The organism is Herbiconiux sp. SALV-R1, assembly GCF_013113715.1.
Classification (GTDB): Bacteria; Actinomycetota; Actinomycetes; order Actinomycetales; family Microbacteriaceae; genus Herbiconiux.
The window spans coordinates 1,999,910-2,023,340 of the sequence record NZ_CP053344.1 but is presented as its reverse complement, the minus strand read 5'-3'; the positions used below and the strand labels follow the sequence as shown (position 1 = coordinate 2,023,340).

The window sequence follows — 23,431 nt, the reverse complement described above, 5'->3', positions numbered from 1 at the left end:
ATCATGCGCGCGCTCCTCTACAACGACGCCTACTCGGTCACCATGAGCGACGTCCCCGACCCCGTCATCGAGGCCTCGACCGACGCCATCGTGCGCGTGGTCGCCACCTGCGTCTGCGGCTCCGACCTCTGGTACTACCGCGGCCAGTCGGAGCGGCCCCCGGGCTCCCGCATCGGCCACGAGTTCATCGGCGTCGTCGAAGAGGTCGGCACCGACGTCGGGCGCGTCGCCGTGGGCGACTTCGTGGTGTCGCCGTTCATGTACAGCGACGGCAGCTGCGTGCACTGCGTGAACGGCATCACGAGCTCCTGCGTGCACGGCGGGTTCTTCGCCGCGAAGGGGGTCGACGGCGGCCAGGGCCAGTTCGTGCGGGTGCCGCTCGCCGACGGCACCCTCGTGGTGGTTCCGGGCGGGCAGCCCGCCGACGAGCTGCTGCCCCACCTGCTCGCGCTCTCCGACGTGTACGGCACGGGGTTCCACGCCGCGACGACTGCGGGGGTGCGCCCCGGTGACGTGGTGGCCGTGGTGGGTGACGGCGCCGTCGGGCTCAGCGGGGTGCTGGCGGCATCGCGCCTCGGGGCCTCGCGCATCATCGCGCTCAGCCGCAACCCCGCTCGTCAGGCCATCGCCACCGCCTTCGGCGCCACCGACCTGGTCGAGGCCAGGGGAGCGGATGCGGTGGCCGAGGTCGTGGAGCTCACCGGCGGTGTGGGGGTCGACGCCACGCTGGAGTGCGTGGGCACGGCCGAGTCGTTCACCACGGCGTTCGCGTTGGCACGGCCGGGCAGCCGGGTGGGCATCGTGGGCATGCCGCACGACGTGGAGTTCCCGCTCGGCATCGCGTTCCGCAACAACGTCGGGCTCGGAGGCGGGCTCGCCCCGGCGCGCGCCTATCTGCCCCCGCTGCTCACCGAGGTGCTCGAGGGGTCGGTCGAGCCCGGGCGGGTGTTCGACTACGAGGTCGCGTTCGAGAACCTCGCCGAAGGCTACGCGGCGATGGACGAACGGCGGGCCGTCAAGGCCTATGCGAGGGTGTCGTGAGCGCGGCGGCTGCGGGCGTCACGGGCGCCGGCGTGCCGGGCTTCGGCGTCGCGGTCGCGCAGTTCGCGCCCGGTGACGACAAGGCAGCCAACCTCGACACCATCCGCCGACTCGCCACGGAGGCCGCGGCGCGCGGTGCGTCGCTCGTGGTGTTCCCCGAGTACTCCTCCTACTTCGTCGACCCGCTGGGCGAGCGCCTCGTCGAGAACGCGGAGCCGCTCGACGGCCCGTTCGTCACCGCGCTCTCCGCCCTGGCGAACGAGCTCGACGTGCACCTGGTCGCCGGTCTCGTGGCCACCGCCTCCGACCCTGGGCGCTTCGCGAACGTGCTGGTCGCCGTGTCGCCGACCGACGGGGTGGTCGCGCGTTACAGCAAGCTGCACCTCTACGACGCCTTCGGCGGGCGCGAGAGCGACTGGGTGGAGGCCGGCAGCATCGCCGAGCCGGAGACCTTCTCGATCGAGGGCGTGACCATCGGCTTGCAGACCTGCTACGACATCCGCTTCCCCGAGGTGTCGCGTCGGCTCGTCGACGCCGGCGCCGACCTCGTGGCCGTGCCCGCGGAGTGGGTGCGCGGGCCGCTCAAGGAGCACCACTGGCGCTCGCTCGTCGTGGCCAGGGCGCTCGAGAACACGATCTACGTGGCCGCCGCCGACCAGACCCCGCCGATCGGCGTGGGGTCGAGTCTCGTCGTCGACCCGATGGGGGTGACGATCGCCTCGCTCGGCGAGCGAGAAGACGTGGCGGTCGCCTGGGTCGACCCTCGGCGCATCGACGAGGTGCGGCGGGTGAACCCGGCGCTGGCGCTCCGCCGCTTCGACGTCAGCCCGCGCTGAGCTGCAGCTGCGCGAGCTGGCTCGCGGCGCGCTCGAGCACCTCGGTCTTCTTGCAGAAGGCGAAACGCACGAGGCTCGAGTACTCCTCGGCCAGCCCGGGGTGGCAAAAGGCGCTGATCGGCACCCCCACGACGCCCGCGAGGCCCGGCAGCTCGCGGCAAAGCTCCGCCCCGTCGCGGTAGCCGAGCGGCGCGGCGTCGGCCACCACGAAGTAGGTGCCCTGCGGCGTCGACACGTCGAAGCCGGCAGCCCTGAGACCCGCCGACAGCAGGTCGCGCTTGGCCTCCAGGGTCGTGGCGATGCCCTCGTAGAACGAGTCGGGGAGCGCCAGCCCCGCGGCGACCGCCGGTTGGAACGGTGCCCCCGAGGTGAAGGTGAGGAACTGCTTCACCGCGGTGATCGCCGTCACCAGCTCGGGCGTCGAGACGATCCAGCCGATCTTCCAGCCCGTGGTGCTGAAGGTCTTGCCGGCCGACGAGATCGTGACGGTGCGCTCGCGCGCACCCGGGAGGGTCGCCACCGGCACCGGCTTCACCCCGAAGGTGAGGTGCTCGTAGACCTCGTCGGTGACGATCACGGCGTCGTGGAGCTCGGCCAGCTCGACCACGAGCTCGAGCGTCTCACGGGGGAGCACAGCGCCCGTCGGGTTGTGCGGGTTGTTGATGAGGATGACCCGGGTGCGGTCGGTCACGGCGGCCCTCAGGTCGTCGTGGTCGGGCTGGAAGTCGGGGAGCCGGAGCGGAACCGTCGTGTGCACGCCGCGCGCGAGGGCGATCAGGCCGCCGTAGGCGTCGTAGAAGGGCTCGAGGGTGAGCACCTCGTCGCCCTCGTCGACCAGGGCGAGGATGGTGGCGGCGAGGGCCTCGGTCGCCCCTGCGGTCACCAGCACCTCGGCGTCGCCGTCGACGTCGAGGTCGTAGAACCGCTTCTGGTGGTCGGCGACCGCGTGCCGGAGGGCCGGGATGCCGGGGCCGGGCGGGTACTGGTTCACCCCGTCGGCGATGGCCTGGCGAGCGATCTCGAGCACCTCGGCGGGCCCGTCCTCATCGGGGAAGCCCTGGCCCAGGTTGATCGCACCGGTGCGCTGGGCGAGTCCGCTCATCTCGGCGAAGATGGTCGAGGCGATGCGGCCGTCGGCGCCGAGGAGGCCGGCACCGCGTGCCGTGCGCTGCCAGGATCCGCTGATGCTCATGGGTGTCTCCGATTCGGGTCGCAGTCCAACCTACCGGCTGTGCGGCAGGGCGCCGCGCCGCGCGGAACACGGCGTCACGGGGCACGGATGCGTTCCTTGGCGTCGTCATAACCACACGGCAGACGGCGCACAGCCTGTCCATAGAGTTCCCCCAGCTTGGGTGAGGAAGCTTGCGAGTGCTTGGAAGGAGCACCACATGTCAGACAGCACCGAGAACCCCGACCACATCTCGGCCGACAGCACCGGCGAGGCCGCCGCCCACGAGTCCGCCGCCGCCTCGACCACCCCCGCCTCGACCACCCCGGCTTCGACCACCCCCGAGACCCCCACCGCTCCGAACGACAACACCACCGTGGTCATCCCCCCGGTGGTCGCCCCCGTGCAGAACCAGGTGCCGGCAGCGCAGCCCACCACGCCCTACCCCGCCCAGGGCTTCTCCGCCCCGCAGGCGCCGAGCGCACCGGCCTCCTACAACCAGGCCCCGCACACCCCGGCCCAGCCGGCGGCGCACCCCGGCTACGGCCAGCAGCAGACGCCGCGCCACCCCGGTTACGGCCCGGTGGCCTCCTCCGCCCCCGCCGCCTCCTACGGCAACGGCTCCTTCGGCACCCCGCCCACCGGCGGCGCCCAGTACGGCGCGGTTCCCGACCCGAACTTCAACTCGGCGCACTACGCGGCCTCCGGCGCCTTCACCAACCAGGCGAACCAGCCGCGCAAGCCGAAGAAGCAGCGCCGCGGCGGCGTCGCGCTCGTCGCGGCCCTCGCCATCGGCGCCCTCATCGGCGGTGCCTCGGGCGCCGGCGTCACGGCCTGGGCCGTCAACCAGAACGGCGGCGGCTCGAGCACCAGTGCGTCGAGCCCCACCAGCATCACGGTGAACAACCCCGACGACGCCACGCTCATCACCGCGGTGGCGGCGAAGGCCTCGCCCTCGGTGGTCACCATCTCCGTGGCGAGCGACCAGGCCGCCGGAACCGGCTCGGGCGTCATCCTGAGCTCCGACGGCTACGTCGTCACCAACACCCACGTGGTCACCCTCGACGGCGAGACCGCCGACGCCAGCATCAACGTGCAGACGAACGACGGCAAGATCTACAAGGCGACCGTCGTCGGCACCGACCCGGTGGCCGACCTCGCCGTCATCAAGCTGACCGACGCATCCGGTCTCACGCCGATCGAGTTCGGCGACTCCTCGAAGCTCAACGTCGGCGACGTGGCGATCGCCATCGGTGCGCCGCTCGGGCTCTCCGGCACCGTCACCAACGGCATCGTGAGCGCGCTCAACCGCAGCATCACCGTCGCCTCCTCCGCCGCCCCCGACGACACCGAGACGAACCCTTCGCCCGACCAGAACGGCGACGGCTCGCAGGGCCCGTACGACTTCTGGAACTTCGACATCCCCGGCCAGGGCGGCTCGGAGGGCCAGCAGGGTCAGCAGGCGCCGTCGCAGCAGCAGTCGATCTCGCTCTCGGTCATCCAGACCGACGCCGCGATCAACCCCGGTAACTCCGGTGGTGCGCTGCTCGACTCCGAGGGCAAGCTCATCGGCATCAACGTCGCCATCGCGAGCGCGGGTTCGTCGAGCAGCAGCTCGTCGGGGAACATCGGCGTGGGCTTCTCCATCCCGGTGAACCTGGTCAAGCGCATCACCGAGGAGATCATCGACAACGGCAGCGCCACCCACGGCCTGCTCGGCGCGACGGTCGGCGACGCGGCCTCGGCTGAAGGCAGCACGACCGCGGGTGCGATCATCCAGTCGGTCACCTCGGGCGGAGCCGCCGAGAAGGCTGGCCTCGCCGCCGGCGACGTGGTCACCGAGTTCAACGGCGTCCCCGTCACCGACTCCATCGACCTCACCGCGCTGGTGCGCACCCAGGCCGCCGACGCGACCGCGAAGATCACCTACCTCCGCGGCGGCGACTCGAAGACCGTCGAGGTCACCCTGGGGCAGCTCACCCAGTAGCTGCGGGGGAGCCCGTGCTCCGACCCCCGTGAACGAGGCTGGTAGGCTCGTCGTCGCCCTCAGGCGGCGTCGGCCCACCGGCCTCGTCCGCGTGCGGAGACGAGCGAACGGATGCGATGACCCAGCCCCTCGACGAGACCGAGGCCCCAGGCGGCGAGGCGCTTCCGGGCGTCTCCTACGTGATGCCGGTGCTCAACGAGGTCACGCACGTGGAGGCGGCGATCGCGAGCCTGCTCGACCAGGACTACCGCGGCCCCTTCGACGTCATCGTCGCCCTCGGCCCCTCCATCGACGGCACCACAGAACTGGTGGAGCGCCTCTCCCGGGTCGACCGCCGCATCCGGGTCATCGACAACCCCACGGGCTCCACGCCCAGCGGGCTGAACGTCGCCATCGCGGCATCGCAGCACCCGATCGTCATCAGGGTCGACGCCCACTCGCTGCTGCCGCGCGACTACGCGCGCACGGCGGTCGAGACGATCCTCCGCACGAAGGCCGCGAACGTGGGCGGCATCATGAAGGCCGAGGGCACCACCCCGTTCGAGTCGGCGGTGGCTCTCGCCTACGGCTCGAAGGCGGGGCTCGGCGGCGGCGCCCACCACCTCGGCGGCGAGGAGGGTCCGGCCGAGACGGTCTATCTCGGCGTGTTCGACCGCGAGTGGCTCACCCGGGTCGGGCTGTTCAACGAGGACATCAGGCGCGGGCAGGACTGGGAGCTCAACCGCCGTCTGCGCGCCGCCGGGGGCGTGGTGTGGTTCACGCCGAAGCTGGTGGTGGTCTACCGCCCGCGCCCGTCGCTCGAGCGGCTGGCCCGGCAGTTCTTCTCCACCGGTCTCTGGCGGGGCGAGCTCGCCCGCCGGTTCTTCTCCGCGAACGCGCTGCGGTACTTCGTGCCGCCCGTCATGGTCGCCGCCGCGGTGCTCGGCTTCGTGCTCGGTGTGGTCGGGCTGGTCGCCGCGGCCGCGGGCGCGAGCGGCGGCGGGCCCGCCGCCTGGCTCCTGCTCGGCTTCGTCGTCCCCCTCGTCTACCTGCTGTTCGTGGGCGCGGCGGCGGTGGGCGCGGCCCGGAAGGAGGGTGTGCGAACCGGGGTATGGTTTCTCGTAATCCTGCCGTGCATCCACTTCAGCTGGGGTCTCGGCTTCATTCTCGGCTTCCTCAAGCTGACGAAGAACATCGCCGCGCACACGGGAAGGTGACAGTGCCGAACACCGCACGCCCGCGTTCGATCGCCGAGCTCAAGGCCGTGGCGCAGCCGCCCGAGGTGCGCGGCCGGCGCAACGCCGAGCACTGGACGGCGTCGCTCTACCTCAGGCGCCTCTCGCCCTACGTCACCTGGGTGCTGCTCAAGACCTCCATCTCGGCCAACGGCGTGACCGGGCTGATGATCCTCACCGGGTGGGCCACGGCCGCCGCCCTGCTCGTCCCCGGCATCGCGGGTGCTGCGCTCGCGCTCGTGCTCGGGCAGCTGCAGATGCTGGTCGACTGCTGCGACGGCGAGGTCGCCCGATGGCGGCGCACCTCGTCGCCCGCGGGCGTGTTCCTCGACAAGGTCGGGCACTACACCACCGAGTCACTCATCCCGATCGCGCTGGGGCTCCGAGCGGCGGGTTTCCCGTTCGAGGCGCCGGCCGACTTCCTGTGGACCACCCTCGGCCTCCTGCTCGCCCTGGTCATCGTGCTGAACAAGGCGCTCAACGACATGGTGCACGTCGCCCGCGCGAACGCCGGGCTCGAGAAGCTCGCCGACAAGCAGGGCGAGTCGGAGCCCTCGCAGGCGCTCGTGGCGAAGCTCCGGCGTGCCGCGCGCTTCGTGCCGTTCCACCGGCTCTACCACTCGGTCGAGCTGACCATGCTGATCTTCGTCTTCGCCGTGCTGGGGCTGTTCATCGGCGGTGTGCTCGCCGACCGCATCTTGCTGGTCGCCCTGGTGCCGCTGTCGATGCTCGCGCTGGTGGGGCACTTCGTGGCGATCATGGCCTCGAAGCGGGTGCGCTCCTGAGCCCCCTGCCCACCGTCGGGGTGGTGCTGCTCACCCGGGGCACGCGGCCGGCCGAGTTGCGCCGCGGCGCCGAGTCGCTGCTCGCCCAGCGCGGTGTCACGCTCGACATCGTCTGCGTCGGCAACGGCTGGGTGCCCGAAGGGCTTCCGGATGCGGTGCGCACGCTGGCACTGCCCGAGAACGTCGGCATCCCGGCCGGCCGCAACGCCGGCGCCGAGGTGGTGACGGGGGAGTACGTGTTCTTCCTCGACGACGACGCGAGTCTGCCCGACCCGGGGTTCCTCGCCGACGCGATCGCGAAGCTGGCCGCCGACCCGCGCATCGGGTTGCTGCAGCCGCGCGTGGTCGACCCGTCGGGGGCCACCAATCCCCGGCGGTGGGTTCCGCGCATCCGCAAGGGCGACGCGGGCGACTCGGGGCCGGTGTTCTCGGTGTGGGAGGGGGCGACGCTGCTGCCGCGGGCGGTGTTCGACCGCACCGGCGGGTGGGCCGCGCCCTTCTTCTACGCCCACGAGGGCATCGAGCTGGCGTGGCGGGTGTGGGACCAGGGGCTCGTCACCTGGTACGCGGGAGACCTCGTGGCGAACCACCCGGCCATCGAACCCACCCGGCACGCGTACTACTACCGGCTGAACGCGCGCAATCGGGTCTGGCTCGCCAAGCGCAACCTGCCCTGGCCCCTGGTGCCGCTCTACGTCGGGAGCTGGACGGGCATCCAGCTGCTGCGCTGGGCGCGGCGACCCGCCGCACTCCGGGCGTGGTTCGGCGGGTGGGCCGAGGGCTGGCGGAGCGACGCGGGGGAGCGCCGGCCGATGTCGTGGGGCACGGTGGCGCGCATGGCGCGGGCGGGGCGGCCCCCGATCGTCTGAGCCGGGAGCCGGGAGCCGGGAGCCGGGGGCCGCGAGCCGGCGACGCGGCCGCGAGCCGGGAGTCGCGAACCGCGGCCGCGAGCCGGTGCCCGGCCGCGAAGGTCACGATTGCCTAAAGAAGACCCGTGCGGCCCCCGAACGGGCGGGCTCGGGCCGGGCCCGTGGTTAGCCTTGTGCGGTGGGCTTGATGAACGACGCGAAACTCGGCTGGCGCGTGGCGCGCGACCTCCTGCGGTCGCGGCGCATCCGCTCGAAGCTCGCCGCCCAGCTCGAGGCGCGCGGCCCGCTGCCGAAGCGCCGCTACGAGATCGGTGTCTACTTCGCCGACGGCGACGTGAACCTCTACCAGCTGCGCCAGTGGTACCGCCCGCTGGCCGAACTCGACAAGACGCACCCCGTCGTCATCCTGAGCCGCAACCCCACCGCGAGCTCGGCACTGCTCGAGGAGTCGCCCGTGCCGGTCGCGCACGTGCGCTCGGTGAGCTCGCTCGAGGAGCTGCTGCTCGACCACGAGCTCAAGATCGTCTTCTACGTCAACCAGAACGCTCGCAACTTCCAGATGATGCGGTACGGCCGTCGCTGGCACGTGTTCATCAACCACGGCGAGAGCGACAAGATGTACATGACGACGAACCAGTTCAAGGCCTACGACTACAGCTTCGTCGCCGGAGACGCCGCCATCTCGCGGCTGCAGCGCGTGCTCTGGGACTACGACTTCGACAAGCGCGCCCTCCGCATCGGGCGCCCGCAGGCCGATCACTACGCCGGCACCGTGCCGTTCACCCCCGACCACCGTCAGGTCGTGCTCTACGCCCCCACCTGGGAGGGCGACCGCGCCGCCGCCCACTACGGGTCGATCGCGAGCCACGGGGTGGCGCTGGTGCGCGACCTGCTCGCCTCGCCCGAGCACCGGCTCATCTACCGCCCGCACCCGCGCAGCGGGGTCGTCGACCCGGCCTACGGCGCGGCGAACCGCGAGATCGTCTCGATGATCGCGGCGGCCAACCGCGCCGATCCGTCGGCCGGGCACGTGCACGACACCGGGCCCGAGCTCGGCTGGCAGCTCGCCGCCGCCGACGTGGCCATCGTCGACGTGTCGGCGATGATCTACGACCGGCTCGCCACGGGCAAACCGCTGCTCGTCACCCGCCCGGTGTCTCCGGATGCGCAGCTCGACACGGGCGGCTACCTCTCCGACTGCGAATGGCTGGCGGCCGAGGAGGCCCCCTCCGTGCGCTCGCGGCTCGACCAGGTGTCGCACGACTCCGCGGCGGGGGTGCGCCTCGGGCGCTGGGTGGAGCACTACTTCGGCGACACCACGCCGGGGGCGGCGACGGCGCGGTTCCACGCCGCGGTCGAGCACCTGTTCGCCGAGTGGGCCCGCAACGCGGCGCTGCACTCGCGCGACCTCCCCGTCGATCTGCGCGACCACGAGGTGACCGCCGACGACGACGAGCGGCTCAGCGCGTAGAGCGGGCGGCGCGTAGAGCGGGCGGCGCGCAGCACGGTCGGCGCGCAGAGCGGGCAGCGCGAGCGGCGCGCAGAGGCAAGCGCGCAGCGCGGGCGGCGTGCAGCGGGGACCACGGGGCGCGCAGCGGCCAGCCGGCGCGGAACGTGCGTCAGGAGTGGCTGGAGCGGGCCAGTGCGTACTTCGCGATGAGCACGACGACGCCGGCGACCAGCAGCACGACGGCGGCGGTGACGAGCATCGGTGTGAAGTCGTAGCCGGTCTGCGCGAGCACGGGCTGGGTCTCGTCTCGCTGCCCGGCCCAGGCTGCCGATCCGGCACCGAGCACGACAGCGACGGTGGTGGCGAGCACCGCGACGAAGGCGGCGAGAGCGCGGCGGAGGCGGCGGGTGATGGTCATGCCCGGCCTCCTGTCGTCATCTCGTCGTCTCGGCTTCACGCGTGTCTCGTGGCTTCGTGCCGCCCGGGAACTCCCTGGCAACACCCCCAGATTATCACCGGGTTGCTGGACAGCGGTATTTCAGATGCGGATGTCGCCGGGTGCGCCGACGTCGGAGGGGTGCTGCGGCGCCATCGTGATCTCGCGGCGGCGGCGCGGCGTGAGCTTCGCCAGCGGGTTGCGGCCCTCGCGCACGGCCTTCGGCGTCTTCGCCGCCTTCGCCGTCGGAACCTTGATCTCGATGGCGACCTCGGGCGGGAAGCCGAACGGGGGTGCGCCGAACGCCGAGCGCGCACTCTGGATGACGGTGCGCCCGAGCATCAGGTTGCCGACGCCGCCGATCGCGGCGCCGATGCCGAACGGCACCAGGCGCCCGACCGCGTTCGTGCCCTGCCCCACGGCGAACCTCCGCAGGAAGTGGTTCTTCAGCTGGTCGGCGATCGGCCCCACGACGAACTGCGGGAGGCTCGAGGTCACCACCTGGCCCCAGTAGGCGTTGCGGCCGAGCCCGCCCGTCGCCTGCCCGGCGATCTGCTTCAGCAGGTCGGTGCCCGCCTTGCCCATGAGCAGGGTCATCACGAGGGCCCGCGCCCGGTCGGGGTCGTCGATGGCGATGCCGTGCACCTCGGTGACCGATTGCGCGAACAGCGCGGTCGTCTCGAGGAACCCGGCGGTCTCCAGCGCGCTCAACCCCAGCGAGATTCCGGTGCCGACGAACGGCAGCATCGAGCTCGCCCCCACGGCGGCGCCTCCCGTGGTGACGGCCGCGACGTAGCGGCGCTCGAGAATGACGAGCAGCTCCTCCGGTGAGGCCTGCGGGTGGAGGCGGCGGATGCTGCGCAGGTGCGCCAGCACGACCGGCCGGTGCACGCTCAGCAGGCGGTCGACATTGCGCTCGATTCGGGACGACATACTCCTACTCTGCTGCGTTCTGCTGTGCAGTGCGCGAGAATGCCGTACATGCGCCACAGACCCGCCGGCCGCGACGCCAAGCTCGTCGAGCAGTTCTCCCACGTCGACGCCCTGGTGGCCGGGCTCTTCGACGGGGTGTTCAGCGTCGAGGAGGTGGGCCGGCGCGGCCACCTCGGCCTCGGCTGCGGCGACCACATGGACGGCGAGCTCGTGGTGCTCGACGGCGTCTTCCACCTGTGCCACGGAGACGGCACGGTGAGTGTGCTCGCTCCCGACGACACGCTCGCCTTCGCCGAGGTCGTCGACTTCGGCCCCGTCCCGGCAGAGCTGGTCGAAGCCGTCGACTCGATCGACGCGCTCGCCGCCCTGGTCGCCGAGCGCGTGGTGAGCCCGAACCTCTTCCACGCCGTGCGCTTCGACGCGCACTTCGCCACGCTCAGCCTGCGCGAGGCGAAGCGGCAGACGAAGCCCTACCTGCCGCTCGCCGAGGCGGTGCACGACCAGCGTGAGAACACGGTGACGGATGTGACGGGAACGCTGCTGGGGTTCGTCGCGCCGAGCGTGTTCCAGGGCATCAGCGTGGCGGGCCCGCACTTCCACTTCCTCGACTCCACCGGCGCCGTGGGCGGCCACGTGCTCGGCATCGGAGGCGCGACGGGGGAGCTCGCCGTGGAGACCTACCCGGGGGTCACGGTGCGCCTGCCCACCAGCCCCGAGTTCCTGGCCGCCGACCTCGAGCTGGGCGACGTCGACGGCGCCATCCGTCACGCCGAGTCGGACCACCAGCGATGAGCGGCACCGACCCGATGACGTTCCGGCTCGACGTCGAGATCGTGCACCTGCTCGCCTCGCCCGTGCACCGCTACGACGGGCGGCCCGCCGACGGCCCCGCGCCCCTGCCCGAGGGGGCCGTCGAGTCGCGGGAGCGCATCGAGGTGCGGGCCGGACTCGGCATCGTGGGCGACAGGTTCTTCGGCCACGGCGCCCACCGCCGCGCGGCCGTGACGGTGATGGCCGCGGAGTCGCTCGACGAGGTGCGCTCCGGGCTCGGCCTCGACCGCCCCCTCGACCCGGCCCTCGCCCGTCGCAACATCGTCATCAGGGGCGCCGACATCGACGCACTCGTCGGTCAGCCCTTCGAGCTCGACTCCGGCGACGGCCCGGTGCGCTTCCAAGGGCATCGCGCGGCCAACCCCTGTGCCTGGATGAACGTGGTGCTCGCCGACGGCGCCCACAAGGCGCTGCGCCGCCGCGGCGGCGTGCGCTGCGAGCCGCTCGGCGACGGAGTGCTGCGGCTCGGCCCCGCCGTGCTCACCTCCCTCGTGCCGCTCGAGCGCGAGCCCGCCCTGTTCGCGGCAGCCGAGTAAACGCCAACGACGCCCCGCACGCAAGCCCGTGCGGTCGGAGCGCATCGGTGCCAGCGTCGAGCACGGGCGGCCGTCCGGCCCGCCCGAGCGAGCGACCGCGGGCGACCGCGACGGGAGGATGACATGGTGCGCTTCGGCTACACCCTGATGACCGAGCAGAGCGGCCCCAAAGACCTGGTGCGCTACGCCGTGGCGGCCGAGGAGGCGGGCTTCGACTTCGAGGTCTCCAGCGACCACTACTCGCCCTGGCTCACCGAGCAGGGACACGCCCCCTACGCCTGGTCGGTGCTCGGCGCTGTCGCGCATGCCACCTCCCGGGTGGAGCTGGTGAGCTATGTGACCTGCCCGAGCATCCGGTATCACCCCGCCGTGGTCGCGCAGAAGGCGGCGACGCTCGGGCTGCTCTCCGACGGGCGTTTCATTCTCGGCCTCGGCTCGGGCGAGAACCTCAACGAGCACGTCGTGGGCGAGGGCTGGCCCGCGGTCGCCGCGCGGCAGGACATGCTCGAGGAGGCGGTGCACATCATCCGCGAGCTGCACACCGGCGAGCTGGTGACCTGGGAGGGCGACTACTTCCGGGTCGACTCCGCGCGCATCTGGGACGTCGCCGAGGGCGGCGTGCCGATCGCGCTCGCCGTCTCGGGCGAGAAGTCGATCGAGCGCTTCGCGCCGCTCGGCGACCACCTCATCGCCGTCGAACCGGATGCGGAGCTCGTCTCGGGCTGGTCGGCAGTCGCGGGAGAGCCGAGCCGGGCCATCGGGCAGATCCCGATCTGCTGGGGGCCCGACAAGGAGGCCGCGATCAAGCAGGCCCACGAGCAGTTCCGCTGGTTCGGCGGCGGGTGGTCGGTGAACGCCGATCTGCCCACGCCCGCCGGCTTCGCCGCGGCCTCGCAGTTCGTGCGCGAGGAGGACGTCGCGGGGTCGATCGCCTGCGGGCCCGACCTCGACGAGCTCGCCGAGAGCGTGAAGCCCTACCTCGAGGCGGGGTTCACCGACGTCGCCGTGGTGCAGGTGGGGGACGAGGGGCAGGACCGGTTCCTGGCCGAGGTGGCGCCGGCGTTGCTCGAGAAGCTGCGGGCGCTCTAAGTGGGGGCCGGTCGTGCGCCTTCGGCTCTTGAGGAGTTTCCTCGGCGCACGACCGGTCGCTCAGCCGCGCTGTGCCACGAGTGCTGTGAAGTAGTCGACGAGCGGCAGGGTGGGGTGGCCGATGAGCTCGCGCAGGGTGCCGGGGGTGTGGCCGAGCAGCCCCTCGGCGATGTTCGCGTCGAGGGCGACGACGAAGCCCGCGGTTCCCTCGTCGAGACCGGCCGCGGTGAGCAGGGCGAGGTGCTCCTCCGACGAGACCGGGTTGAAGACCACGGTGCTGCCGATCGCCTCCGACGCGGCGGCGGCGAACTCCGTGCCGTCCCAGGCGGAGTCGCCCGAGAGCTCGTACACCCGGCCGAGGTGCCCCTCGGTGGTGAGCACGGCGGCGATGGCTTCGGCGTAGTCGCTGCGCGCCGCGCTCGACACGCGGCCTGAGCCGGTCGACGCCGTGTAGGTGCCCGTCGCCGCGGCCTGCTCGAAGGCGCCGGCGTAGTTCTCGTGGTACCAGCCGTTGCGGAGGATGACGGCGGGGATGCCGCTCGCGGCGATGAGCTCCTCGGTCGCCTTGTGCTCGGGCGCCAGGATGAGCGGGCTCTCGGTGGCGAACGGCGCGCTGGTGTACACCAGACGGGAGACGCCGGCTCGTGTCGCCGCCTCGACGGCGTTGCGGTGCTGGTCGACGCGCTGCCCGACCTCGCTGCCGGAGACCAGCACGAGGGTGTCGGCGCCGGCCAGCGCGGCGTCGAGTGTCGACGGCTCGGTGTAGTCGATCGTGGCGGTGCGCACGCCGAGGGCCTCGGTGAGGGCGGCGAGCTTCGACTCGGTGCGGCCGGCGGCGACGATGTCGCGTGCGGGAACGCCCCGGGCGACGAGGTGCTCCACGGCGAGGCGGCCGAGGTGTCCGGTGGCTCCGGTGACGACGATGGTCATGATGGGTGTCCTTTCCGGCGCCGCGCTCGCGGGCCGTCGAGAGGGGTGAACCACGGATGCGGCGCCTCACTTCCCCGCCGCGGGTACCCACTTTTTGGTAAGTTCGTGCTCATGGACGACATCTGGGAGACCCTCGGCCGCGAGCGCGTGGCGACTCCGTTCGCCTCGGGCTGCGCGAGCCGCGTCGTGCTCGACCACGTGACGAGCAAATGGGGTGTGCTCGTCATGGTGGCGCTCGCCGAGGAACCCCGCCGCTGGGGCGAGTTGCGCCGCCGCATCGAGGGCATCAGCGAGAAGATGCTCGCGCAGACCCTCCGCGCCCTCGAAGCCGACGGCTTCGTGCTCCGCGAGTCGCACGGCACCGTGCCACCCCGCGTCGACTACAGCCTCACCCCCCTCGGCCACGAACTCGCCGCGGTACTGGTGCCCCTCGTCCGCTGGGTGGGCGACAACGTGCACCGCACCTCCCTGCCCCTCGCGCGCGCATCCTGACCTCATCGACCCGTCACGATCCGCCCTCTCGTGCCCCGTCACAGGGCGGATCGTGACGGGTCGATCGGGGCGCGGGTGCTGCTACTCGCCCAGGTGGGTGTTGAGGGCAGCCGTGAGGGTGGGGTCGAGGGCGAGGGGGCGGCCGTCGAGGGCGGTGAGGGGCACGGCTTGGCGCACGCTCGAGACGAGCCAGATCGCGTCTGCTCGGGCGAGGTCGGCGACCGGGATGCGCTCCTCGGCCGTCTCGAAGCCGCGTCGGGCGAAGAAGTCGAGTGCCCGGGTGACCGTGGTGCCGGCGATGATGCCGACCTCGGCGGGCGGGGAGACCACGCGGTCGCCGAACCGCACCACGACGCTCGAGGTCGGGGCCTCGAGCACGAAACCGTCGGAGCTCACGAAGACCACCTCGCGGGCACCCCGCCGCGCCGCCTCCCTCGTCGCGGCCGCGGCCACCTCGTAGGAGAGCGTCTTCGCTCCGAGCAGCAGCCACGGCGAGGTGGCGCCGGCGTCGTGCCGGTAGCCGCGGTCGAGCGTGATCGCGGCGACGCCGTCGCGGCGCACGGCCGTGTGGTCGGGGGCGGGCTGGGCGAGCACCCAGGCGGTGGGCAGGCCTCGGCCCTCGATGCCCCGGGTGAGCACGAGCTTCACTCCGAGCACCTCGTCGTCGGCGAAGCGCCGGCGGGCCTCGGTGACGGCGGCGGCGAAGGCCTGTCGCCACACCGCGAGGTCGGGGGTGGGAAGGTCGAGCAGGCTCGCCGAGACGACGAAACGCCGCAGGTGGGCCTCGAGGTCGGGGGAGCCCGACGGGCCCACGCGTACGCTCTCGAACACGCCGTCGCCGCGCGTCACGCCGAGGTCGAGCACGCTGAGCTGCGGCTCGGTCACGTCGGCGAGCCGGTGGGGCGCGGCTGACGCGCTCGCGTTCGCCTCGCCGGGCTCACCGCCGGGTTCGACCTCGACGGGCCGGGTGACCAGAATGAGTACGGGGGCCGACACGCTCCCAGTGTCCTCCGTATGATCCCGCCCCTGGGGCGGAACGCGCCGTGAAGAGGTAGACCGGAACGATGGCCCACACCGTGCAGACCGAGATCGAGCAGAAGTTCTCCATCGGCGACGACAGGCCGGTGCCCGAGCTCACCGGCATCGGTGCGGTGGAATCGGTCGAGCACCTCGACCCGGTGGTGCTGGAGGCCGTCTACTACGACACCGACTCCCTCGCGCTCGCCCGTCGCCGCATCGCCCTGCGACGCCGCCAAGGTGGGCACGACGAGGGCTGGCATGTGAAGCTGCCCGCGGCGGAGGGCCGCACCGAGCTGCAGTGGCCGCTCGCGGTAGAGCCGCCCGCCGTGCAGCAGGCCGCCCCCTCCGAGCGCGCCGATGCCGACACCGACCATCCTGAGCCCGCGCAGACCGGTGTGGCGACCGAGGTGCCGCAGGAGGTGCTCGACGCCGTGCGCGTGCACGTGCGCGACCACCGGCTCACCCCGCTCGCGCGCATCTCGACCACCCGTGCCGTCACGAATCTGCTCGACGCCGACGGGAGGGTCGTGATCGAGCTCGCCGACGACCGCGTCGTCGCGAGCGACGCCCGTGCGGGCGTGGCGCGTGCGTGGCGCGAGTGGGAGGTCGAGCTCGGCGAGGCGGCGCCTGGAACGCCGAAGAAGCGCGCCGCCCTGCTCGAGGAGGCGGCCGCACTGCTGCTCGCCGCGGGCGCCGAGGTGTCGCCGAGCGTGTCGAAGCTCGCGCAGGCGCTGGGCCGCACCGGGTTGGGCGGCACGGAGGAGCAGCCCGGCAACGCCGCACCCGCCGCGCCCGCCCGCACCGTCGAGTCCGCCCTCACCCCCGCCGCGGCCGTGGTGCTCGCGGGGGTGCGCGATCTCGCGACCCAGATCGTCGACCTCGACCCCCGGGTGCGTGCCGACGACGACGACGCCGTGCACCGCCTGCGCGTCGTCGTGCGGCGGCTCCGCTCGGTGCTGGCCTCGCACCGGGCCCTCTTCGACGACGCGCACCTTGACCGCCTCCGCGACGCCCTCTCCCGCCTCGGTGCCCTGCTCGGCGAGACCCGTGACCTCGAGGTGCGGGCCCGGTGGGCTGCCGACGCGCTCGCCGAGGTCGAGGCCGACCGGGGTGTTGTCGACGCCGACGCCCGCCGACGCCTCGTCGACGACACCCGGGCCGAGCACGCCGACGCCCACCGCCGCCTCGTCGCCGCGATGAGCGACACCCCCTACTACCGGCTGCTCGACGAACTCGACGCCCTGCTCGACGGCCCCGTGCCGCCGCTGCTCAGCGACGACCCCTCGAGTCCGTCGTCGCCGAAGAAGTTCTCGCGCAAGGTTGCCGGCAAGGAGGCCTCCAGGGCGCTGAAGCGCACGGTGACGCCGAAGCACGCCCGCCGCGTCGACGACGTCGACCCGGTCGAGGCGGCGCGCGCCCTCGCGGCCCTGCACGCCTCGCGCAAGGCGGCCCGGCGACTGCGCTACACCGTCGAGTTCGCCGACACCGCGCCGGCGAGCACGCTGGGGGGCCGCGGCGAGCGCATCGCCGACGCCGCCGAAGAGCTGCAGGATGCGCTGGGCTGGCACCGCGACGCCTCCCTGTTCGCCGACTTCGTGCTGCTCACCGCCCAGCGCGCCGACGCGGCGGGGGAGTCGTCGTTCACCTACGGGGTGCTCCACCAGCGGGCGAGCGACCAGGCGGCCAGAGCGCTCGCCCTCGCCGACGACGCCAGGCGGGAGCTGAGGCGCACCGTCTGAGCATCCGGGGCCGACCGACATCCTGCGCGAGCATCCGCTTCTCACCCCCCGCCGATCGCTGTCCCCCATGCGAGGGGAGTGCATGACCTGCGCGACAGGAGGCGTCGTGCGCGCGCCATGAAGCACCCCCATGTCCCGTCTGCTGTGCGGGATTTCCGACACTCGATGCATCACCCGCTCTGCGACGAGTGTCGCGCACGTGTGCCGGAACATGGCACGGAAGGACAGCACAGCAATGAACAAGCTCGCCAAGGGCGCGATCGCCGGAGCCGCCGGCCTGGTCCTCCTCCTGGGAGGCGCCGGAACCTTCGCGTTCTGGAACTCGACAGCCGCCGTCACGGGCGGCACGATCAGCGCCGGCAACCTCGTGGTGGCCGACGACGGAGCCGCCGGGGTCTGGAAAGACCAGAACGGCACCACCGTCAACCTCTCGACCTACAAGATCGTGCCCGGCGACACGCTGACCTACACCGACACCCTGCTCGTCACCGCCGTCGGCCAGAACCTCAAGGCGACCCTGAGCCTCGCATCGAACGCGATCCACACGCCCGCGACGCCCACCGCCGCCGACACGGCGCTGGTCGGCTACCTCACGGCCAACAGCACGGTGTCCCTCACCGCGAGCAACCCGGCGATCTCGGGCACGAGCCCCACCTACACCATCACCGCGGGAGCCTCCGGACTCACCAACGTGCCGGTCGTGGTCACCGTCACGGTGCCGTTCCCCTACGGCACCGCGGGCAGCAACAACGACGCGAAGCTGGGCACCGCCGTGCTCGACAACATGGCGGTCAACCTCAGCCAGATCCAGTAGCACCATCGAGGAGTTCCCCGTGACCACGGCTCTCTCGCCGCGGCACGCCCGGGCCGCCCCCAGCGGGGTGGCCCGGTCGCTCGGCGTACGGATGCTGATGGCCACCACCGCGGTCGCAGCGGCGGTGGCGCTCGGCGTCGCCGCCTCCGGTGCCACCTACGCGTTCCTCAACGCGTCTCGCAGCACCGGCGGCGGCACCATCACCGCGGGCACCGCGACGCTCTCCGTCACCACCCCGCTCGCCCTTCCCACGACGGCCCTGTACCCGGGTGCGAAGGTGGCGGCGGCCGCGGTCGTGCAGAACACCGGCGACGTGCCGCTCGTCGTGCGCGCCGCCGGCCTCACCCGCACCAGCGCGTCGACCGCGTTCTCGCAGGCCCTCGTCATCCGCATCGGCGTGGTCAGCTCGATCGCCGCGTGCACGACGTCGAGCACCACCACGTGGAGCGGCACCTTCGCCGCGGCGACCACCACCGACCTGCCGCTCACGCTGGCCAAGCAGGCGAGCGGCGTGCTCTGCGTCATCGCCGAACTGCCGACGACCGCTCCGGATGCGTCCAAAGGGCTGGCAGGCACCACCTTCACCGTGAACATCGACGGGAGGCAGCCGTGAACGGCCGACGCCTGCTGCGGCTCACGCTCGGTGTGTTCGCCCTCGTCTTCCTCGTCGGCGCCGCCGACATCGGCGCCGCAGCACTCTGGACGGCACCAGCCCTTCCCCTCGCGGCCACCGCGAACGTGGCGACGGCGACCGTCAGCGCGGGCGGGGGAAGCGCGACGACCTTCGAATACAAGTTCAGCGCGGCTACCCTCCCGGCGAACCAGAGCCCGGCCATCGTTCCGTTCACCTTCCAGAACACGGGCACTTCGCCGCTGACCTTCGGCGTCGCCGTCACCACCACGGGCACGCTCCCCGCGACTGCCGTCTCGCTGACCTACTGGCTCGGAACCGGCGCCGCCGGGGTGTGCGCCGCATCCGTTCCCGGCTCGGGAACCACTGTCGGCACCCTCGCCTCCACACCCTCGCTCCCGGGCGCCTTCTCCTCAGTCGCCCCCGGCACCACCCTCACCCTCTGCGCGGCCACCCGCCTCAGCACGAGCGTCGCCCAGTCGCAGGGCCTGTCGCTCACGGCGAGCTTCGCCCTCACGGGATCCGTCGGACTCTGGACGGCGACCGCCGGAACCACCCCCGGCTTCACCCAGAGCGTCTACCGCATCGGCCCGCCCACCGATCTGCAGTGCGCCAACGTCACCATCCTCGGTGTGGGCGACGTCGCCCGGTTCTCGTGGGCGCAGGTGCCCGGTGCCACCACGTACACGGTGAGCCGCACCGTCTCGGGCACCACGACGGTCATCACCACGGTGGCGCAGCCGTCCGGCTCGACGAGACCCCAGGTCGACATCGGGTCGCTGCAGCTCGGGCTCTCGACGGTGCTGTCGGCGGGCAGCATCCCCATCACCATCACCGCCAACGAGACCACCTACGGCACCACGTCGACCGGGGTGACCCGCAACGCGAACTACAGCGTGCTGCTCAACGTGACGTGCGGCACATGAGAGGCGAGCGGATGCGCGGGGTGCGTCACACGCTGCTGACCGTCGTGCTGATCACAGGGGTGCTGCTGATGGCGACCCTCGTGGGGGCGGCCGGCGGCACCGGCGCGGCAGCGGCGACGACGACGGAATCGGGGGTGGAGGTGAGCTCCGACGGGGCCCGCTTCTCGCGCTCGCTCGACCTCCCGCTGTTCCAGGCAGCGCCGACCGTCGTTCCCGGCGACAGCGTCACCCGCACGCTCTGGGTGCGGAACTCGGGCGAGCTCCCCGGCGTGCTGAGACTCAGCGTCGTCGACGGCTGGTGGACCAGCGCCGCCTTCGCCGAGGAGCTGCTGCTCTCGGCAGAGCCGGCCGGTGTGGCCGCGCCGGCCGGGGGCGCGGAGCTCGCCCCGTCGAGCACCGACGCCGTTCCGCTCGCGCGAGGGGCGGAGTGTGCGGTGCTGCTCTCCGGCGGGCAGCTCGACCCCGGGGAGACGGTGGCGCTGCAGATCTCCGTGACCTTCGCGGCGTCGGCGACAGGTCGCACCGGCCACGACGCCGAGGCGGGTTTCGACCTCGTGGCCGGTCTGCGCGACCCCGCCGATCCCACCGCCGGCTCCGACGACTGCGCGGGCGGCGCCGTGGTGCCCGCTCTGCCTGACCGGCCCTCGGCGGGGGCGGGCGATCCGATCGCCGCGACCGGCCTCGCGGCGGTGGCGCTCGCGATGGCCGGATCGGTGGGTGTGGTCGCCGGCGCTGCAGCGCTCGCCTCTGTGCGCCGCCGCCGCACCGCGAGAAGCCCTCGGGGCGCAGAGGCCGCCGTGCCGACCCAGCGCGAGGGGCGGCCGGGGTGACCGCGGCGGGCGAGTTCGTCACCGACGCCAGGCACCGTGCCACGCCGCCCGCGCGGCACCGCGCCCGCACCCAGGGCCGCAGCGACCAGGGCCCCGGCTCGCGGTCGCTGCTGCACTACGTGGGCGTCGCGCTCAGCGCCGCGTCGCTCGTGCTGGTGCTCGTGCTCGCGGTGCTCACCATCCTGCTCCCGCTCCTGGTCGGGGGTCGCGCGCTCACCGTGCTCACCTCGTCGATGGAGCCCGGGTTCCCACCCGGCACCCTCGTCGTGGTGCGACCGATGCCGGCGCAGGACATCCGGTTGGGAGACGTGCTGACCTACCAGATCGAATCGGGCAAGCCCGGGGTCGTCAGCCACCGCGTCGTCGAGAAGTCGATGAGCTCCCGGGGCGAGATCGAGTTCGTCACCAAGGGCGACAACAACGACGCCGTCGACGAGAAGCCGGTGCGCGAGGTGCAGGTGGTGGGAACGCTCTGGTACAGCATCCCGCTGCTCGGCTGGGTGAACCAGGCGGTGAACGGGGAGGCACGCTCGGTGATCGTCCCGGTGGCCGTGACCCTGCTGTTCGGGTACGCCGGATGGATGGTGCTATCGAGCGTTCTCGACCGGCGAAAAGGGCGTCGCGCTACGCGCTAAGCTTCCCGAGCCATGAAGTCTCAGGTTCGTCACGACATCCAGGGGCTCAGGGCCCTCGCCGTCATCGCCGTCATCCTCGACCACGTTCTCGGCTGGCCGTCGGGCGGCTTCGTGGGGGTCGACGTCTTCTTCGTGCTCTCCGGCTTCCTCATCACCGGCCTGCTGCTGCGCGAGGCCGAGCGCACCGGTCGGGTCTCGCTCACCGGGTTCTTCGGCAGGAGGGTGCGGCGCATCGCCCCGGCCGCCGTGCTCGTGCTCGTCGCCACCACCGTCACCGCCTGGTTCCTGTTCAACCAGCCCAGGTTCTGGAGCACCGTCGGAGACGCCGTCTCCGCGCTCCTCCTCGTGTCGAACTGGCGCTTCGCCGCCGAGGGCACCGACTACTTCTCGGCGGGTGCCGCCGTCTCGCCGCTGCAGCACTTCTGGACCCTCTCGGTCGAGGAGCAGTTCTACCTGGTGTGGCCGCTCGTGGTGCTCATCGTGGTGGCGGTGGTGCTGCGGTCGGGTGGCGCCCGTGGGTCCCGACTGCGACCCACCCTGGGTGCCGTACTCGCCGTCATCGTCACCGCATCCTTCGTCTTCGCCCTCTGGCAGAGCAGCGCCGCCCCCACCACCGCGTACTTCTCGACCCTCACCCGCGTCTGGGAACTCGGCGCCGGCGGGCTGGTCGCCGTGGCCGCCCCGCTGTTCGCCCGCATGCCGTTCGGCGCCCGGGTGCTGCTCGGCTGGGCGGGCCTCCTCGGGGTGGTCGCCTCGATGCTGCTGATCGACTCCTCGCTGGCCTTCCCGGGGCCGTGGGCCGCCGCCCCGGTGCTCGCCACGGTCGCCGTGGTGGTGGCGGGCCTCGCGCCGGCCGGCTCCACCGTGGGAGCCCAACGGCACCTCGTGCCTATCGTGAACCCGGTCACCAGCTTCGTCGGCGACGTGTCGTACTCGCTCTACCTCTGGCACTTCCCGGTGCTCGTCTTCGTCACCCTGCTGCTGCCCGCCTCCCTCGCCACCACGCTCGTCGTGCTCGGGCTGGTGATCGTCATCTCGCTGCTGTCGTACTTCCTGGTCGAGCAACCCCTGCACCGGGCACCCCAGTCGCCGCGCGGCACCCCCGCCGAGACACGGGCGAAGTCATGGCAGGAGTGGCGCGACCGCTTCGGCGCCCAGGCGATGCTCTCCGGCGCCGCGCTCGTGGTGCTCGTCATCGCGGCGACCGTCGTGGTGCAGCTCGGGGTGAAGGGGGAGGGGCCGCTCGCCGCGCTCCTGCCGAACGCCCCGGTCGTGCAGACCCCCGACGGGCAGGCCCCGGATGCTGCGGCCGGCTCCCCGAGTGACCAGAGCGACGCGGGTGGAGAGAACGCCGCAGGGGCGGGTGATGCGGCGGCCCCGGCATCCGTGAATCCCGAAGACGAGCTGCAGACCCAGCTGTATGCGGCAGCCGCCGCCACCGCGTGGCCGGGCGACCTCTCGCCCTCGCTCGACCAGGCGATCAGCGACAACTCCAGTCACAACCCGGCGCGCGACTGCTTCACCCCGGGGCCCACGCCCGACCAGGGCGGCTGCACCTGGGGGAGCGGCGACGCGCCGAACCACCTCTACCTCGTCGGCGACTCGACGGCCCTGTCGTACGCCCCCGCGTTCAAGGCGCTCGCCGAGCAGAGCGAGGGCCGGTGGCGGGTGACCGCGATCGGGCTGTACGGCTGCCGCTTCACGCAGGTGGCGGTGCAGAACGACGGCGACGGCGTCATGCAGTGGTGCGAACAGCGCAAGGCCGACGTGCGGGCGATGATCGCCGCCGACCAGCCGCGCCTCGTGGTGATGTCGAACGCCTACGCGCTCGGCACCACGCCCGAGCGCCGCCCGCTGTCGGCGACCGAGATCGTCGCGTCGACCCTGGCTGAGGCGGCCTCCTACCAGGTACCCGGGCGCGTCGTGCAGCTCGCGCCGCCGCCGCTCGGCGCGAACCTCGGCGCCTGCTACTCGCCCGTCACCAGCCCGCAGAACTGCATGACCGGAGTCGACCAGGCCTGGTACGACTTCGAGTCGGCCACCCAGGCCGCCCTCGCGGCGGCGGGAGCGGGCGACCACTACGTGAGCTCGCTCGGCTTCAGCTGTGCTCAGGGATACTGCCCGGCCTTCGCCGGAACGGTGCCCACCCGCTACGACCAGGTGCACCTCACCCCGGCCTATGCCGAGAAGGTCGCGCCCGCCATCCGCTGGGAGCTCGCCTCGCAGGGACTGTACTAGC

Annotated in this window: 23 protein-coding genes; 18 read left to right on the top strand and 5 right to left on the bottom strand. The window is 72.5% G+C overall.

Annotated elements, in window-relative coordinates; all coding sequences use genetic code 11:
* Positions 1 to 3: 3 nt before the first annotated feature.
* Both HL652_RS09760 and HL652_RS09755 read left to right on the top strand, forming a co-directional pair.
* On the top strand, positions 4 to 1,041 hold the full coding sequence (locus HL652_RS09760; RefSeq protein WP_171705152.1) for a zinc-binding dehydrogenase: 1,038 nt from the start codon (positions 4 to 6) through the stop codon (positions 1,039 to 1,041).
* Positions 1,038 to 1,877 (top strand): carbon-nitrogen hydrolase family protein, encoded by an 840-nt coding sequence (locus HL652_RS09755; protein ID WP_253743753.1) that lies wholly within the window; start codon positions 1,038 to 1,040, stop codon positions 1,875 to 1,877. The genes HL652_RS09760 and HL652_RS09755 overlap by 4 nt, the downstream gene beginning before the upstream one ends.
* Here HL652_RS09755 and HL652_RS09750 read toward each other — a convergent pair.
* Positions 1,864 to 3,069: an aminotransferase class I/II-fold pyridoxal phosphate-dependent enzyme gene (locus HL652_RS09750; RefSeq protein WP_171705151.1), complete on the bottom strand. Its 1,206-nt coding sequence runs from the start codon at positions 3,067 to 3,069 to the stop codon at positions 1,864 to 1,866. The genes HL652_RS09755 and HL652_RS09750 overlap by 14 nt on opposite strands.
* Before the next feature lie 196 nt (positions 3,070 to 3,265).
* Here HL652_RS09750 and HL652_RS09745 point away from each other — a divergent pair, with 196 nt between their 5' ends.
* The 5 genes from HL652_RS09745 (at position 3,266) to HL652_RS09725 (ending at position 9,371) form a co-directional block, all read left to right on the top strand.
* Positions 3,266 to 5,032 (top strand): trypsin-like peptidase domain-containing protein, encoded by a 1,767-nt coding sequence (locus HL652_RS09745; protein ID WP_216604058.1) that lies wholly within the window; start codon positions 3,266 to 3,268, stop codon positions 5,030 to 5,032.
* A gap of 116 nt (positions 5,033 to 5,148) precedes the next feature.
* The gene (locus tag HL652_RS09740) at positions 5,149 to 6,228 is read left to right on the top strand and encodes a glycosyltransferase family 2 protein (protein ID WP_171705150.1); all 1,080 of its coding nucleotides are present in this window, start codon (positions 5,149 to 5,151) and stop codon (positions 6,226 to 6,228) included.
* Positions 6,225 to 7,031, top strand: coding sequence for a CDP-alcohol phosphatidyltransferase family protein (locus HL652_RS09735; protein WP_253743751.1), 807 nt, complete (start codon positions 6,225 to 6,227; stop codon positions 7,029 to 7,031). Before HL652_RS09740 ends, HL652_RS09735 begins: the two co-directional genes overlap by 4 nt.
* Entirely contained in the window at positions 7,028 to 7,900 is an 873-nt protein-coding gene (locus tag HL652_RS09730; protein ID WP_171707267.1) for a glycosyltransferase family 2 protein, read from the top strand. The genes HL652_RS09735 and HL652_RS09730 overlap by 4 nt, the downstream gene beginning before the upstream one ends.
* Positions 7,901 to 8,078: 178 nt before the next feature.
* On the top strand, positions 8,079 to 9,371 hold the full coding sequence (locus tag HL652_RS09725) for a CDP-glycerol glycerophosphotransferase family protein (protein WP_171705148.1): 1,293 nt from the start codon (positions 8,079 to 8,081) through the stop codon (positions 9,369 to 9,371).
* 148 nt (positions 9,372 to 9,519) lie between these two features.
* On the opposite strand, the gene HL652_RS09720 is transcribed toward HL652_RS09725, so the two are convergent.
* Together HL652_RS09720 and HL652_RS09715 are read right to left on the bottom strand one after the other, a co-directional pair.
* On the bottom strand, positions 9,520 to 9,768 hold the full coding sequence (locus HL652_RS09720) for a hypothetical protein (RefSeq protein WP_171705147.1): 249 nt from the start codon (positions 9,766 to 9,768) through the stop codon (positions 9,520 to 9,522).
* Positions 9,769 to 9,888: 120 nt separating this feature from the next.
* Positions 9,889 to 10,719: a hypothetical protein gene (locus HL652_RS09715; RefSeq protein ID WP_216604056.1), complete on the bottom strand. Its 831-nt coding sequence runs from the start codon at positions 10,717 to 10,719 to the stop codon at positions 9,889 to 9,891.
* Positions 10,720 to 10,767: 48 nt separating this feature from the next.
* On the opposite strand from HL652_RS09715, the gene HL652_RS09710 reads away from it, so the two are divergent.
* From HL652_RS09710 to HL652_RS09700, 3 genes are all read left to right on the top strand, one after another.
* The gene (locus tag HL652_RS09710) at positions 10,768 to 11,511 is read left to right on the top strand and encodes an acetolactate decarboxylase (RefSeq protein ID WP_171705146.1); all 744 of its coding nucleotides are present in this window, start codon (positions 10,768 to 10,770) and stop codon (positions 11,509 to 11,511) included.
* Positions 11,508 to 12,086, top strand: coding sequence for an MOSC domain-containing protein (locus tag HL652_RS09705; RefSeq protein ID WP_171705145.1), 579 nt, complete (start codon positions 11,508 to 11,510; stop codon positions 12,084 to 12,086). Before HL652_RS09710 ends, HL652_RS09705 begins: the two co-directional genes overlap by 4 nt.
* A gap of 123 nt (positions 12,087 to 12,209) precedes the next feature.
* On the top strand, positions 12,210 to 13,175 hold the full coding sequence (locus HL652_RS09700; RefSeq protein WP_171705144.1) for an LLM class F420-dependent oxidoreductase: 966 nt from the start codon (positions 12,210 to 12,212) through the stop codon (positions 13,173 to 13,175).
* A gap of 60 nt (positions 13,176 to 13,235) precedes the next feature.
* On the opposite strand, the gene HL652_RS09695 is transcribed toward HL652_RS09700, so the two are convergent.
* Positions 13,236 to 14,105, bottom strand: coding sequence for an SDR family oxidoreductase (locus HL652_RS09695; RefSeq protein WP_171705143.1), 870 nt, complete (start codon positions 14,103 to 14,105; stop codon positions 13,236 to 13,238).
* A 111-nt stretch (positions 14,106 to 14,216) separates the two neighbouring features.
* On the opposite strand from HL652_RS09695, the gene HL652_RS09690 reads away from it, so the two are divergent.
* On the top strand, positions 14,217 to 14,597 hold the full coding sequence (locus tag HL652_RS09690; RefSeq protein WP_171705142.1) for a winged helix-turn-helix transcriptional regulator: 381 nt from the start codon (positions 14,217 to 14,219) through the stop codon (positions 14,595 to 14,597).
* 81 nt (positions 14,598 to 14,678) lie between these two features.
* Here HL652_RS09690 and HL652_RS09685 read toward each other — a convergent pair whose 3' ends face one another.
* Positions 14,679 to 15,593 carry an aminotransferase class IV gene (locus tag HL652_RS09685; protein WP_171705141.1) on the bottom strand — a complete coding sequence of 305 codons (915 nt, stop codon included), beginning with the start codon at positions 15,591 to 15,593 and terminating at the stop codon, positions 14,679 to 14,681.
* Between the two features lie 68 nt (positions 15,594 to 15,661).
* On the opposite strand from HL652_RS09685, the gene HL652_RS09680 reads away from it, so the two are divergent.
* The 7 genes from HL652_RS09680 (at position 15,662) to HL652_RS09650 (ending at position 23,430) form a co-directional block, all read left to right on the top strand.
* Positions 15,662 to 17,356, top strand: coding sequence for a CYTH and CHAD domain-containing protein (locus HL652_RS09680; RefSeq protein ID WP_171705140.1), 1,695 nt, complete (start codon positions 15,662 to 15,664; stop codon positions 17,354 to 17,356).
* Between the two features lie 235 nt (positions 17,357 to 17,591).
* Complete coding sequence (locus tag HL652_RS09675; RefSeq protein ID WP_171705139.1) at positions 17,592 to 18,170, top strand: alternate-type signal peptide domain-containing protein; 579 nt, start codon at positions 17,592 to 17,594, stop codon at positions 18,168 to 18,170.
* A gap of 19 nt (positions 18,171 to 18,189) precedes the next feature.
* A complete protein-coding gene (locus tag HL652_RS09670) occupies positions 18,190 to 18,783 on the top strand; it encodes a hypothetical protein (protein ID WP_171705138.1) in 594 nt (197 codons plus the stop codon).
* Positions 18,780 to 19,727 carry a hypothetical protein gene (locus HL652_RS09665; protein WP_171705137.1) on the top strand — a complete coding sequence of 316 codons (948 nt, stop codon included), beginning with the start codon at positions 18,780 to 18,782 and terminating at the stop codon, positions 19,725 to 19,727. Before HL652_RS09670 ends, HL652_RS09665 begins: the two co-directional genes overlap by 4 nt.
* 11 nt (positions 19,728 to 19,738) lie before the next feature.
* Positions 19,739 to 20,557 (top strand): hypothetical protein, encoded by an 819-nt coding sequence (locus HL652_RS09660; RefSeq protein WP_171705136.1) that lies wholly within the window; start codon positions 19,739 to 19,741, stop codon positions 20,555 to 20,557.
* Positions 20,554 to 21,192 (top strand): signal peptidase I, encoded by a 639-nt coding sequence (locus tag HL652_RS09655; protein WP_171705135.1) that lies wholly within the window; start codon positions 20,554 to 20,556, stop codon positions 21,190 to 21,192. The genes HL652_RS09660 and HL652_RS09655 overlap by 4 nt, the downstream gene beginning before the upstream one ends.
* A gap of 12 nt (positions 21,193 to 21,204) precedes the next feature.
* The gene (locus tag HL652_RS09650; protein ID WP_171705134.1) at positions 21,205 to 23,430 is read left to right on the top strand and encodes an acyltransferase family protein; all 2,226 of its coding nucleotides are present in this window, start codon (positions 21,205 to 21,207) and stop codon (positions 23,428 to 23,430) included.
* Position 23,431: the final 1 nt, after the last annotated feature.